Genomic DNA, 13733 nt, shown 5'->3' on the forward strand with positions numbered 1-13733 from the left:
GCGCCGGACGCCGGTGACACGCGGCCGCGTCGACGCGCCGGCCGGCCCGCCGACACCGCTCGAACCCGGACGACGGCGACGGCTCGCCGAGCTGACCGGCTCGTGGCGGGCGGCGCTGCGGATCGCCCGCCGGGAGTCGCGGCGGGCGCGGCGGCGTACCGCCCTGGTGCTGGCGATGATCGCGCTTCCGGTGCTGGTGCTGGCCTTCCTGGCGGCGAGCTACGACATGGCCGAGCTGACACCGCAGGAACAGCTCGACCGCCGACTGGGCGTCGCCGACGCGGAGCTGCGCTGGTTCGCCGACACCCCGGTCGTGCAGGACGAGTGGGGTGACACCTGGCATCCCCGTGACGACGGCCGGTCGGTGCTGGCCCGACCGACCACCGCCGACGAGGTGACCGCGTTGCTCGGCCCCGGCAGCCGGGTCACCGAGATACGTGCCGGCAGCCCGGTGACGGTGCGGGGTCCGCGCGGCGACGAGACCCTCCAGGCATGGATCCTCGACCTCACCGACCCGCTGGCCCGCGGCCTGGTGCGGTTCCGCTCGGGGCGGGCGCCGCAGCAAGCCGGAGAGGTCGCGCTGAGTCCGACAGCGCTGCGCCGGCTCGACGGACGCCTCGGCGAGGCGGTGCCCACCGCCGACCGGAGCCGGACGTACACGGTGGTCGGTGTGGTCGAGTTCCCTGACGACCTCGGCCCGGTGATCGCGCTGCACCCGGCGGCCGTCGGCCGGGCCGATACCCAGCCGGACAGTCGCTGGCTGATCGACGTGCCCGGCACCGTCGACGCGGCGATGGTCGCCCGCCTCAACGAACGCGGAGTCGTGGTGGCGCCTCGCCACGTGCCGGCTTCGACGACGTCCTCCCGGACCTTCATCGGGTACGTCGGGCCCGCCGACACCAGCGACCTGAGCACGATGGTGCTGATCGCCGGGCTGGGGTTGCTGGAGGTGGTGCTCCTGGTCGGGCCGGCGTTCGCGGTGGGGGTGCGCCGTCGACGCCGGGATCTGGCGCTGGTCGCGGTGGCCGGCGGGGACGCGGCCCACCTGCGTCGGGTCGTACTCGCCGACGGGGTGGTGCTGGGCGTGCTGGGCGCCGTGGCCGGCCTGCTGCTCGGTGTCGGAGCGGCGTTCGCCGGACGTCCCGTCATGGAGCAGTACGTGTTCGGAGCACGCTTCGGCGCGTACCGCTGCTGGCCGCTGGCCTTGGTCGTGCTCGGCGGGGTCGCGGTGCTGGCCGGGGTGCTGGCGGCGTTGGCGCCGGCCTGGACGGCGGCCCGGCAGGACGTCATGGCCGGGCTCGCCGGTCGACGGACCCCTCCCCCGCCCCGGGCCCGCGCGCTCGTCAGCGGACTGGTGCTGGTTGTCGGCGGGGCGGCGCTCGCGGCATTCGGGGCCACCCGGACGTCCCCCGCGGTGATCCTGGCCGGTCTGATCCTCGGTGAGCTGGGCCTGGTCTGTTGCACACCCACCCTGATCGGCGGGCTCGCCCGGCTCGGCCGGGTGCTGCCGCCGGCGCCTCGGATCGCGCTGCGCGACGCGAGCCGTAACCGGGCCGCCGCGGCGCCGGCGATCTGCGCCGTGATGGCGGCGGTGGCCGGCAGCGTCGCGCTCGGCGGCTACGTGGCCAGCGACGCGGTCCGCGACGCCCGTACCTATCAGCCGCTGCTGCCCACCGGTCACGTCCTGGTCAACCGCAATGACCCGGCCCTGCGACCGGAACCGACGTTGGAGCAGGTCAGCACCGCCGCCCGGGAACACCTCGGTGCCAGTGCCGTCGCCCTGGTGCAGGCCACGGCCTGCCCGTCGGCCGACGGCCCGGCCAGCTACTGCTCCGTCGTACCGGAACTCCCGCCGGATCGCGCCTGCCCCTTCCAACCCGGGGACAACCTGTCCGCGACCCAACGCCGGCAGGCGCTGGCCGACCCGCGCTGCCGGGACCGCGCGGCGGACTACTTCGGGAGCTACGTGCAGACGCTCGTGGACGACGGCAGCGCGCTGCCGCTGCTCACCGGCGCCGACCCGGCGGCGACCACCGCCGCCACCGCCGTGCTGCACGCCGGGGGCGTGGTGGTGACCGATCCGCGCTACCTGCACGACGGCCTGGTGACCGTGCAGGTGAACGAGGTACGGGCCGGCCGGGACGAGGCAACCACCAGGCGACGGGACCTGCCCGGGTACGCCCTGACGCCGCCGAGCGGCCAGCCTCGCCTCCTGCTGTCCGCTTCGGCGGCCCGGCAGCTCGCCCTGAAGCCGGTCTCGAACGGTTGGGTGGTCGACACCTCGACGCCGCCCAGTCAACGTCGCCAGGACCGGTTCACCGCCGACCTGCGGGCCTTCGGAACGTTCTCTCTCCAGGTGGAGGAGGGTGCCGCCCCCCGCGACGACTCACCTCTGCTCCTGCTGCTCGCCGCCGCGGCAGGGGTGATCACGATGGGCGCGGCCGGGATCGCCACGGCGCTCGCCGCCGCCGAGGGCCGTGCCGAGCTGTCCACGCTCGCAGCGGTCGGCGCGGCCCCCGCCGTACGACGACTGCTGGCGATCTGCCAGGCCGGGGTGATCGCGGGTCTCGGTTCGGTGCTCGGCATCGTGGCCGGTCTCGGCACCGCGGCGATCGTGCTGTTCTCGGCGAACCGGGAGTACGCCACGGCCTGGCCGGCGCTGGAGCCGTACCCGTACCTGGTGCCGTGGCCGGCGCTGGGCGTCCTGGTGCTGGTGCCGGTGGTGGCGATGCTCGGCGCGGGCCTGTTCACGCGGGCGGGGCTGCCGATCGAACGCCGCCTGGACTGAACCGAGCCACCCCGGGGCCGTGGGGTCCTGGGGCCGGAACTGGACCGTCCGGGGGTGCCGTCGGGGCGGGTCAGCCGGCAGACTGATCCGCGTGTCAGCGCTCGCTACCCTCACCCGTCGGCTCGGCCACCACCGCTGGTTCGGCACCGCCGCCCGCCTGCTGGTTCCCGCCGACCGGATCGTCGGCCGGCTCACCCGAGGACGGGTGGTGGCCCTCGGCCTGCTCCCGTCGCTGGTGATCACCACGACCGGCCGGCGGTCCGGCAAGCCGCGCAGCAACCCCCTGCTCTACGTGCCCGACGGCGACGCGTACGTGGTGATCGGCTCCAACTGGGGGCAGACCCACCAGCCCGGTTGGGCCATGAACCTGCTCGCCGACCCGGCCGCCGAGGTGGACGTCAAGGGTCGCCGCCTGCCGGTGCGGGCCGAGCCGGCCACCGGAGCCGAACGGGATCGCCTGTGGGACCTGCTCGTCGCCCAGTGGCCGGCGTACCGCACGTACGTCGAGCGGGCCGGCGGCCGCGAGATCCGGATCTTCCGGCTGGTGCCGACCGGGCGCGGCGGCCCGGCCGGCCCGTCGTCGGCTGGCTAGGCTGACGCCAACCCCGACGGGGAGGTGTGACCTGAGCGCACAGAGGTGTGACCCGTGAGCGCGAGCAGCGAGCGGTCCGATGTCGACCGGGGCGGTGACGACCGGCGGTGGTCGGTGGCGGAGCGGGTCGCCGAGGCGATCCGGCGGCGGTTCCCGGCCGATGTGCTGGCGATCGCGGTCCACGGCCCTCTGGCGCACGGCGACGACGACGGTGGCGGGGACGGCGAGGTGGGGATGCTGGTGGTCACCTACCGGCCGGGTGGCGGTCCGCCGCCGGCGACCCGACGGGTGGACGGGGTGCTTGTCGACCTCACCGTGGCGGCCGCCGACGACTACCTCGGACAGGCCCGGACGCTCACCCCGTTGTGGCCGCTGACGGCTGACCGGTACGTCACCACCCGATCGCTGTACGACCCGACGGGCTGGCTGCGGACGTTGCGGGACGAGCACCTGAGCCGACTCGCCCGTGCCCGGCCGGCGGAGTTCAGCACGGCGGCGCGGCAGGCCTGGTACCGGGGCAGTGCGGCGCACTCCCGGGCCGCCCGCCTGGCCGAGTGGTACGAGACCGACCAGGCGCTGCTGATGCTCGGTGAGGCACGGTTGGCGGCCGCGACGGTGACCGGCCTGCTGGGCCGCACCTACTACCGGGATCCCGGTGACGCGGTCCGGCGCACGGGCCTGGCCGGCGCGGACATGACCGAGGTCGGTGTGGTGCTGGCGCGGCAGGCAGACGAGCTGGCGGCGCGTGGCCGCCCGGTCGACGGCACGATCGACGAACTGCTCGGCGGGTGAGCGGGCGTCACAGCCCGCCCTGCACCCCGATCAGAGAGCCGACGAGGTAGGTGGCCCCGGCCGCGGCGGCGCCCAGCACGAGTTGACGTAGGCCGCTGGTCCACCAGGGTCGGCTGGTGAACCGGGCCACCACCGCACCGGCGGCGAACAGCCCGAGCCCGCCGACGGCGAGTGCAAGCCAGAGTTCGGTGGCGCCGAGCAGGTACGGCAGCAGTGGGACCAGCGCCCCCACCGAGAAGAACACGAACGAGGAGACCGCCGCCGCCCACGGGCTGGGCTGGTCGTCGGGGTCGACGCCCAACTCCTCGCGGACGTGTACCCGCAGCGCCTCCTCCGGGTCGCGCCGTACCGCCTCGGCGACCTGCGTGGCGAGGTCGCGGGGCAGTCCTCGCGCCACCCAGGCGTCGGCCAGCTCGCGCGCCTCGGCCTCGGGGTGCCGTTCCAGCTCGCGCCGCTCCTTGGCGACCTCGGCGGCGACCTGCTCGTTGGCCGAGCGCACGCTGGTGTACTCGCCGAGTCCCATCGAGATCGCGCCGGCCACCAGGCCCGCGGTGCCGGTGAGCACGATGCTGTGCGGCGAGACGCCACCGCCACCGACGCCGGCGATCAGGGCGATGTTGGTGACCAGGCCGTCCATCGCGCCGAAGACGGCCGGGCGCAGCCAGCCGCCGGAGACGTCCGCGTGGTGGGCCTCGCGCAGCGCGGCGGGAGTGTCCGTCACGGCGTCTGCCCTTCGTTCGCGACTGCGGGACTCCGCTTCGCTGCGTTCCGCGCGCTCACGGCGCTTGCCCTTCGTTCGCGACTGCGGGACTCCGCTTCGCTGCGTTCCTCGCGCTCACGGAAGCGTCAGGATCTCGTGGCCGTCGTCGGTGACGACGATGGTGTGCTCGAACTGGGCGGTCCACCTGCGGTCCTTGGTGACCACCGTCCACCCGTCGTCCCACATGTCGTACTGGTAGGTGCCGAGGGTGATCATCGGCTCGATGGTGAAGGTCATCCCCGGTTCCATGATGTCGGTCGGGCGAGGGCTGTCGTAGTGCGGCACGTAGAGACCGCTGTGGAAGGTCTCGCCGATCCCGTGGCCGGTGAAGTCGCGGACCACGCCGTAGCCGAACCGCTTGGCGTACGACTCGATGACGCGACCGACCACGTTGATCTGGCGACCCGGGGCTACCGCGCGGATGCCACGCATCATCGCCTCGTGGGTGCGTTCGACGAGCAGCCGGGCTTCCTCGCTGACCTCGCCGACGCAGAAGGTGGCGTCCGTGTCACCGTGCACCCCGCCGATGTACGCGGTCACGTCGACGTTGATGATGTCGCCGTCGCTCAGGATGGTGGAGTCCGGGATGCCGTGGCAGATGACCTCGTTGAGGCTGGTGCAGCAGGACTTGGGGTAGCCCCGGTAGCCGAGCGTCGACGGGTACGCGTCGTGGTCGCAGAGGAACTCGTGCACCACGCGGTCGATCTCGTCGGTGGTGACGCCGGGCTTGCAGTGCTCGCCGGCGAGCTGCGTCGCCTGGGCGGCGAGCCGGCTGGCGATCCGCATCTTCTCGATGGTCTCCGGCGTCTGCACGTGCGAGCCGCGCCACGGCCGAGGGCCCTTCTTACCCACGTACTCCGGGCGGGGAATATGAGTGGGCACCGGTCGCGTCGGGGAGAGCGTTCCTGGGGTCAGCGGCGCACGGACGGTCATGCCGCAAGCCTATCGCCGCAGCGGTCGGTGACCTGTGCCACGGCCGGGCGGGAGCGGTTGTTGCCCTGCCAGGTCGGCTGTGCCATGGTGTCAGCGTGGATCAAGGGGGAGCACCACCCGTCTTCTCCGCCCGCGCGGAGATCGACGGGGAGCACCTCCACGTGGTGGTGACCGGCGAGGTCGACATGGCGACGGCCGACACGATGCTGCAGACCGCCCTGCGCGATCCGGCCAGCCGGATGACCCTCGACCTGCGCGCGGTGACGTTCTTCGACTCGGCAGCCATCCACGCCCTGGTCCGGCTCACCCAGCAGTTCTCCGGCGCGCTCGCCGTGCTGCCGTCCCGGCAGGTACGCCGCGTGCTGGAGATCTCCGGCCTGGGCGACCAGACCTGGCTCGACCCGGTCTGACCTGCGGGCGCGCGGGGTCAGCCCTGCAACTGCCGCCGCAGCGTCACCTCGGTGCCCTCGTCGGTACGCCGCACCATCAGGTCACCCAGTGCCTTGATCAGCGACAGTCCGCGCCCCCGGAACCCGGAGTCGGTGGACTCCCGCCACTGTCCGGTGTCGCGCACGGTGGCGATCACCGTCTGGTCCTCGATGGCGACCTCCACGGTGATCATCGCCTCGGCGGGGTGGACGGGGTGCTCGATGGCGTTCGCGGCGGCCTCGGAGACCGCCACGGTCAGGTCGAACAGGTCGGTCTCGCCGACGTCGTGCGCGACGAGGAAGTCCTCCAGACGCTTGCGGAGCACGCTCAGCCGCGTCGGGTCGGCCGGCAGCCGCAACACCAACCGGTTCAGCTCCGCCGCCTCCACGGCGAGCACCGCCACGTCGTCGCGGCGCGGTCGCCCGGCGACCCGCTCGACCACCGCGTCGATCAGATCCGCCACGTGCTCGCCGGGAACGGCCGCGTCGACGCGTAGCTGGGCCAGCGCGGCGTCGATGCCGAGCTGGCGGTCCTCGATCAACCCGTCGGTGTAGAGCAGCAGCCGGCTCCCCGGGGACAGCTCCCCCTCCACGGTCCGGTAGGTGGCACCGGGGATCGCGCCGACGGGCGGGCCGAGCGCGCGGTCGTGCAGGAACGCCACGTCGTCTCCTCGGATCAGCAGGGGGGACGGGTGGCCGGCGCTGGCGTAGCGCAGCCGACCGGTACGAGGGCTGAACAGCAGGCAGAGCACCGTCGCGAACGACGACTCCTCGGTGGACCCGACCAGCCGGTTGAGGCGGCTCAGCGACTCGCCCGGGTCGAAGCCCTCCAGCAGGTACGCCCGCAGCGCGTTACGCAACTGCCCCATCGCCGCTGCGGCCTGGACGCCCTTGCCGACCACGTCGCCGATGACCAGCACCAGGTTGTCGCCGTCGAGCACGAGCGCGTCGTACCAGTCCCCACCGACCTCGACGTCGGCGCTGCCCGGGAGGTAACGGCTCGCGACGACCGCGCCCGGCAGCTGCGGCAGCGACCTCGGCAGCAGACTGTGCTGCAACGTGGTGGCGATGCGGTGTTCGGCCTCGTAGAGCTGGGTGTTCTCCAGTCGGACACCGACCAGTCGGGCCAGCTGGGTGAGCGCCGCATCGTCGGCCTGCGCGTCGTCGGCCGCGGTTCGCCAGACCCGCAGCTCGCCGAGCTGCTCGCGGCCGGTCCCGGTCAACGGAGCCACGAACGTCGGCTCGGTGGGAGTGTCACCGCCGGCGTCGGCCTCGAACCGGGAGCCCGCCGCGCTCACCACGACCCGGGCCGCCTCGGCGAGGCTGAGCGCGTGCCGGGCGGCGACCTGGAGCACGTCGCCGGTCGAGCGTGCCGTGTTGACCGCCACCGCCGCGTCGGCCAGGGCCCGGAGGCGACGGATGATCTGCCCGCGCAGCTGGCCCAGCTCGACGTTGGACCGGACCCGGGCGATCAGCTCCTGTCCGGAGAACGGCTTGGTCAGATAGTCGTCGGCACCGGCGGCGAGGCCGGCGACCGCCTCCGCGGAGCCGGCGCGGGCGGAGAGCAGCACGATCGGCACATCGCGGGTACGAGGGTCCGCGCGCAGCGCGCCGACCAGACCGAACCCGTCCAACCGGGGCATCATCACATCGCTGAGCACCAGGTCGAACCCACCCGCACGGGCCAGCGTCAGCGCTTCCAGCCCGTCGCCCGCGGTGACCACCTCCCAGGTCGGCGAGAGCAACCGGGTGACGTGCTCGCGCAGGTCGACGTTGTCGTCGACGACCAGGATGCGGCCGGTGGAGGCGGCGGAAGCCGGCTGGCGCACGGCCTCGGTGAGAGTGCCCTCGTCGGCCCACCGGGCCGTCTCCGCCACGAAGAGCCGGGCCTGCTCGGGCTCACCCGTCGGCAGGGGGGCGAACGGGGCCACCCGGTCGGCCGGCAGGTGCGCCGACCCCAACGGAACGGTCACCGTGAAGGTGCTGCCCTCGTCGATTTGGCTGGTCAGCCCAACCTCACCGCCGTGCATCTCGACCAGCTCACGGACCAGCGCCAGCCCGATGCCGGTGCCCTCGTGGGTACGGGAGCGCGCGCCGGGCACCCGGTGGAAACGCTCGAAGACGTGCGGCACCTCGGCCGGAACGATCCCGACGCCGGTGTCGACGACATCCAGGCGGGCCAGGCCGTCGTCGGCCCGGACCCGCACCCGGATCTCGCCGTCGAAGGTGAACTTCACGGCGTTCGACACCAGGTTGAGGACGATCTTCTCCCACATGTCCCGGTCGACGAAGACCGGCGCGGGCAGCGGCGGGCAGTCCACGACCAGGCGCAGGCCGGCGCGCTCGATGGCCGAGCGGAAGGTGCTGGCCAGCCGGGCGGTGTAGCCGGCCAGATCGGTCGGCTGGTAGCGGGCGGCGAGCCGGCCGGATTCCAGCCGGGAGAAGTCGAGCACGGTGTTGACCAGCTTGAGCAGCCGCAACGCGTTGCGGTGCATCATCACGAGCCGCTCGGTGTGCGCGGCGGGCAGTTCCGGGTCGGCCAGCAGTTCCTCAAGCGGGCCGAGCACCAGGGTCAACGGCGTACGGAACTCGTGACTGACGTTGGCGAAGAAGTTGGTCTTCGCGCGGTCGAGCGCGGCCAGCTCGGCGGCCCGGGCGCGCTCCTGCTCGTACGCCCGCTGGGTGCCGACCGCCCGGGACACCTGCGCGGCCACCAGGTCGAGGAAGTCGCGGTACTCGTCGCCGAGCGGCAACAGCCGGGCCACGCCGACGACGAGCGCGCCGACCGTCTCGTTGGTCGCCTTGACGGGCAACACCAGTGCCACGTCGGCCGCGTCGGCCGGTCGCCGCACGAGGAGGTCGCGCACCTGCATGGTGGCGGGAACGCCCTCGGCGACCAGCCCGGCGAACCTGTCCGGCGTGACGGCGACCGCCGCCGGGTCGACGCCACTGGCCCCGGTCAGCCGGAACGCGCCCGTGCCGTCGGCCAGATAGATCAGCGCGAAGGGCACGTCGGCGGAGTGCCGGCCGAGCACGTCTGCGGCCGTCCGGCCCAGCTCCCCTGCGCTGCTCACGTCGGCCAGCTCGGCGCCCAACTCCGACAACGCCCGCAGTCGGCGTTCACCGACCACCCGACCGGTGGTCTCGTTGACGATGCAGTACACGCCGCTGACCGAGCCGTCGGCGCCGCGGATCGGGTCGTACGAGACGTCGAAGTAGGTCTGCTCGACGAAGCCGGAACGGTCCAACAGGAAGGGGTGGTCGGCGCCACGGTAGGAGAGCCCCGTGCTGCGGACACCTTCGAGCAGCGGACCGAGGACGTCCCACGTCTCGGCCCAGTTGTGTCGGGCCGGCTGACCGAGCACCTGCGGGTGCTTGCTGCCGATGGTCGGCCGGTACGCGTCGTTGTAGAAGGCGAGATGGTCGTCGCCCCAGAACATGACGATCTGCGCGCTGGAGGAGAGCATCATGCCGACCGCGCTGGCCAGCGCCACCGGCCAGCGGGACGGGCTACCCAGTGGTGCGGTCGACCAGTCGAAGGCGCGGAGCCGTTCGCCCAGCTCGCCGCCGTTCGCGAAGGCGGCTGACAGCAGCGCGGGGACCTGCCGGCCGTCCGCGAAGGAATGCCCCGCGTCCGCGCCCCCCTGGGCCGAGCTCATGCAGCCTCCCCCGCTTCGGCCGTACCCCACAGCCGTTGATCTTCATGCGCCGTGCCCCGACTTGTACCCCGGCGGACCAGCAACGTAACGCATGACGACCCGCGGACGCTGGTTACGTGCACTCCGGTGGTCGACGACCCGACAGCACGGGGGCGGACGCGGACCACCCAAGGGGGCGCACAACGGCCCTGAGCACTTAGAAGACCGGCAATCCGTCGATGCTCGCGGCATTCCTGGTGGCCCGGTAGGTCACCAGATCGTCGGTCGTGCGGCGGGAGTGTGCGGTGAGTAACAGGTCGCGTTCCGCACGGTAGTCCATCAGGGGCACCGAGTAGCCGCAGGAGTCGCTGACCCGCTGCACGTCGACGGTGATGACGGCCCGCACGGCGTGCACGTCGGGTGGCGCGGGAAAGTCGGCGAGACGGTCGGCGAAGCCCGCCTCGGTCACCGCAACGCTGTGGCCCCTGCCGTGCAGACGCACGATCTTCGGCGGACCGTCGAACGCGCAGAACATCACCGTGATGCGGCCGTTGTCCCGCAGGTGGGCGATGGTCTCCGCACCGCTGCCGTGGTAGTCGAGGTAGGCCACCCGGTGCGGGCCGAGGACCACGAGCGTGCCCGCCATGCCCTTCGGTGAGACATTGACATGCCCCTCGGGACCGGAGGGCGCGGTGGCGACGAAGAAGACCGGCTGGGCCGCGATGAACTCCCGCAGACGATCGTCGATCTCCGGATAGACCTTACCCATGCGCTGATCCTCCCACTGGTCGTCCTACACGACGGGGGCGACCTGCGTCACACGGCCGTCGACCCGGTCGCGCGTACCCCCTCGTCGCGGTCACCCACCGACGGACCGGACGGCCCGGCGGCCCGGACCAGCGCGGTGATCGGGCGCGGGTCCGGCTCGTTCTCCGGATGCCACTGCACCCCGAGCACGAACGGACGGCCCGGGTCCTCCACCGCCTCGATCACGCCGTCGCCCGCCCAGCCGGTCACCGCGAGCCGGCCCGGGGTGGCGACCGCCTGATGGTGGTACGAGTTGACCTGCCCCACCCCGGCCATGGTGCGCGCCGCCAGGCTGCCCGGCGCGAACCGCACCGGATGCGTGCCGTAGACCCCCGGCGCCGGACGGTGCGCCTCGGAGCCCAGCACGTCGGGCAGGTGCTGGTGGAGGGTGCCGCCGTACGCGACGGCGAGCAACTGCATTCCCCGGCAGACGCCCAGCACGGGCAGGTCGGCGGCGAGGGCCGCCGTCAGGAGGGTCAGCTCACCGGCGTCCCGGTCCGGCCGGTCCTCGGTCCGCGGGTGCGGCTGCTGGCCGTACCGACCCGGGCCCACGTCCGCGCCCCCGGCCAACAGCAGCCCGTCGAGGACCGCCAGCACGTCGGCGTCGCAGTCGTCCGGGGGCAGCACCACCGCCCGGCCTCCGGCGGCGGTCACCGCCCGCACGTACACCGCAGGCACCAGGACCGCCCGCACACCACGCCAGACGGCCCAGTCGGCGGGCTCGACGTACGCGCTGATCCCGATCAGGGGCCTTCTCATAAGGGAGTGACGTACGCGCCGGTGATCCCGCCGTCGACGACGAACTGCGCGGCGGTCATGAAGGACGCGTCGTCGCTGGCCAGGAAGGCCACCGCGGCGGCGATCTCCTCCGGCTCACCGAACCGACCCATCGGCACGTGCACCAGCCGGCGGGCGGCCCGCTCCGGATCGGCGGCGAACAACTCCAGCAGCAGCGGCGTGGCCACCGGGCCGGGACAGAGCGCGTTGACCCGGATGCCCTCGCGGGCGAACTGCACGCCCAACTCGCGGGTCATCGCCAGCACGCCGCCCTTGCTCGCGGTGTACGCGATCTGCGACGTCGCCGCTCCCATCAACGCGACGAACGAGGCCGTGTTGATGATCGAGCCCTTACCCTGCCGCCGCATGTGCGGGATCGCGTACTTGCAGCACAGGTAGACGCTCGTGGTGTTGACGCGCAGCACCCGCTCCCACGCGTCCAGGCCGGTGTCCAGGATGGAGTCGTCGTCCGGCGGTGAGATGCCGGCGTTGTTGAACGCGATGTCGATCCGCCCGTGCCGCTCGGCCACCCCGTCGAACAGGTCACGTACCGCCGCCTCGTCGGCGACGTCGGCGCGGACGAACTCGCCCCCGCACTCCTGGGCGGCCTTCTCGCCCGCCGCCGCGTCGATGTCGACGCAGACCACCCGCGCCCCCTCGGCGGCGAACCGCCGGACGGTGGCCAACCCGATGCCGCTGCCCGCGCCGGTGACCACGGCCACCCGGTCCTGCAACCGACCCTGCACTGGCCTCACTCCTTCGTCGCGATGAACACGTTCTTGACGTCGGTGAAGGAGTGCAGCGCGTCCGGGCCCAGCTCGCGGCCGAGTCCGGAGCGCTTCATCCCGCCGAACGGGGTCCAGTAGCGCACCGAGGAGTGCGAGTTGACACTGAGGTTGCCCGAGTCGACCGCCCGGGCCATCCGCAGCGCGCGCCCGACGTCCCGGGTCCAGATGGAGCCGGAGAGGCCGTACTCGGTGTCGTTGGCGAGCCGGACCGCGTCGGCCTCGTCGTCGAACGGCAGCACCGAGACCACCGGCCCGAAGATCTCCTCCCGCCAGTGCCGGTCGGCGGGCGAATCGGCCAGCAGCACGGTCGGCGCGTGCCAGAAGCCGGCGCCGTCGGGGCACGAGCCGGCGAAGGCGACAGTCGCGCCGGTCACGTAACCGGCGACCCGGTCCCGCTGGGCCGCCGAGATCAACGGGCCCATCTCCGCGGTGTCGCGGGACGGGTCCTCGACCCGCACCGCACGTACCGCTGGTTCGAGCAGTTCCAGGAACCTGTCGTACACCGGGCGTTGGACCAGGATGCGCGACCGCGCGCAGCAGTCCTGGCCGGCGTTGTCGAAGACCGCGCCGGGCGCGGTCGCGGCGGCGGTTTCCAGGTCGGCGTCGGCGAACACGATGTTGGCGCTCTTGCCGCCCAACTCCAGGGTGAGGCGCTTCACCTGGGCGGCGCAGCCGGCCATGATGCGCGTGCCCACCTCGGTGGAGCCGGTGAAGCAGATCTTGCGGACGGCCGGGTGGCTGACGAACCGCTCCCCCACCACCGAGCCCTGACCCGGCAGCACGGTGAACACGCCGTCGGGCAGGCCGGCCTCGCGGGCCAGCTCGGCCAGGCGCAGCGCGGTGAGCGGGGTCAGCTCGGCGGGCTTGAGCACCACGGTGTTGCCGGCGGCGAGCGCCGGGGCGAACCCCCAGGCGGCGATCGGCATCGGGAAGTTCCACGGCACGATCACGCCGACCACGCCGAGCGGCTCGTGGAAGGTTATGTCCAGGCCACCGGGTACGGGGATCTGCCGGCCGGTCAACCGCTCCGGCGCGCCCGCATAGTAGTCCAGCACGTCACGGACGTTGCCGGCCTCCCAGCGGGCGTTGCCGATGGTGTGCCCGGAATTACTGACCTCCAACAGGGCCAGCTCGTCCAGATGCGCGTCGACAACCGAGGCGAATCGTCGCAGCAACCGCCCCCGGTCCCCCGGCCCGACCGCACGCCACGTCTCGAACGCGGCAGCGGCACGCGAGATCGCCGCGTCGACGTCCGCCTCCGAGGCCCCGGGAACCTCCCGGAACCCCTTTCCGAAAGCCGGGTCAACAATCACGCTCACGCGCCCCACCCCTCGCCCAATCCCCGCGATCTTGCAGTTTCTGTGCCGACATAAGCCGCGAGTCATCCCAGACCAACGACAGAAAGTGCAAGATCGCGGCGGAGGGCGACC

The 13733-nt window shown here is 72.9% G+C and carries 11 protein-coding genes; 4 read left to right on the forward strand and 7 right to left on the reverse strand.

Annotated elements, in window-relative coordinates; translation table 11 throughout:
* Positions 1-13 precede the first annotated feature (13 nt).
* The 3 genes from ABZV06_RS20375 (at position 14) to ABZV06_RS20385 (ending at position 4172) form a co-directional block, all read left to right on the forward strand.
* A complete protein-coding gene (locus ABZV06_RS20375; protein ID WP_355245869.1) occupies positions 14-2788 on the forward strand; it encodes an FtsX-like permease family protein in 2775 nt (924 codons plus the stop codon).
* 91 nt (positions 2789-2879) lie between these two features.
* Positions 2880-3380, forward strand: a complete 501-nt coding sequence (locus ABZV06_RS20380; protein ID WP_355245867.1) for a nitroreductase/quinone reductase family protein — start codon at positions 2880-2882, stop codon at positions 3378-3380.
* Between the two features lie 54 nt (positions 3381-3434).
* A complete protein-coding gene (locus ABZV06_RS20385) occupies positions 3435-4172 on the forward strand; it encodes a nucleotidyltransferase domain-containing protein (protein WP_355245864.1) in 738 nt (245 codons plus the stop codon).
* 7 nt (positions 4173-4179) lie between these two features.
* Here ABZV06_RS20385 and ABZV06_RS20390 read toward each other — a convergent pair whose 3' ends face one another.
* Entirely contained in the window at positions 4180-4893 is a 714-nt protein-coding gene (locus tag ABZV06_RS20390; RefSeq protein ID WP_355245861.1) for a VIT1/CCC1 transporter family protein, read from the reverse strand.
* A gap of 114 nt (positions 4894-5007) precedes the next feature.
* A complete protein-coding gene (map, locus tag ABZV06_RS20395; RefSeq protein WP_355245859.1) occupies positions 5008-5865 on the reverse strand; it encodes a type I methionyl aminopeptidase in 858 nt (285 codons plus the stop codon).
* Positions 5866-5960: 95 nt separating this feature from the next.
* Between map and ABZV06_RS20400 the strand changes: the two genes are divergently transcribed.
* Positions 5961-6275, forward strand: a complete 315-nt coding sequence (locus ABZV06_RS20400; RefSeq protein WP_355245856.1) for an STAS domain-containing protein — start codon at positions 5961-5963, stop codon at positions 6273-6275.
* Between the two features lie 17 nt (positions 6276-6292).
* Here the strand turns inward: ABZV06_RS20400 and ABZV06_RS20405 are convergent, their stop codons facing one another.
* The 5 genes from ABZV06_RS20405 to ABZV06_RS20425 form a co-directional block, all read right to left on the reverse strand.
* Complete coding sequence (locus tag ABZV06_RS20405; protein ID WP_355623334.1) at positions 6293-9952, reverse strand: SpoIIE family protein phosphatase; 3660 nt, start codon at positions 9950-9952, stop codon at positions 6293-6295.
* Between the two features lie 196 nt (positions 9953-10148).
* Positions 10149-10700, reverse strand: a complete 552-nt coding sequence (locus ABZV06_RS20410; protein WP_355245850.1) for a pyridoxamine 5'-phosphate oxidase family protein — start codon at positions 10698-10700, stop codon at positions 10149-10151.
* A 47-nt stretch (positions 10701-10747) separates the two neighbouring features.
* Entirely contained in the window at positions 10748-11497 is a 750-nt protein-coding gene (locus ABZV06_RS20415; RefSeq protein ID WP_355623337.1) for a gamma-glutamyl-gamma-aminobutyrate hydrolase family protein, read from the reverse strand.
* Positions 11494-12261, reverse strand: coding sequence for a 3-oxoacyl-ACP reductase (locus ABZV06_RS20420; protein ID WP_355623340.1), 768 nt, complete (start codon positions 12259-12261; stop codon positions 11494-11496). Before ABZV06_RS20420 ends, ABZV06_RS20415 begins: the two co-directional genes overlap by 4 nt.
* A gap of 5 nt (positions 12262-12266) precedes the next feature.
* Positions 12267-13622 (reverse strand): aldehyde dehydrogenase family protein, encoded by a 1356-nt coding sequence (locus ABZV06_RS20425; RefSeq protein ID WP_355623343.1) that lies wholly within the window; start codon positions 13620-13622, stop codon positions 12267-12269.
* Positions 13623-13733: the final 111 nt, after the last annotated feature.

It is taken from the genome of Micromonospora sp. NPDC005172 (genome assembly GCF_040608555.1).
Taxonomy (GTDB): Bacteria; Actinomycetota; Actinomycetes; order Mycobacteriales; family Micromonosporaceae; genus Micromonospora.

What these genes read in the sequence shown, in the direction of transcription:
- ABZV06_RS20410 (WP_355245850.1), bottom strand. Translation starts at nt 10,700, where the DNA reads ATGGGTAAGGTCTATCCGGAGATCGACGATCGTCTGCGGGAGTTCATC.
- map (WP_355245859.1), bottom strand. Translation starts at nt 5,865, where the DNA reads ATGACCGTCCGTGCGCCGCTGACCCCAGGAACGCTCTCCCCGACGCGA.
- ABZV06_RS20415 (WP_355623337.1), bottom strand. Translation starts at nt 11,497, where the DNA reads ATGAGAAGGCCCCTGATCGGGATCAGCGCGTACGTCGAGCCCGCCGAC.
- ABZV06_RS20405 (WP_355623334.1), bottom strand. Translation starts at nt 9,952, where the DNA reads ATGAGCTCGGCCCAGGGGGGCGCGGACGCGGGGCATTCCTTCGCGGAC.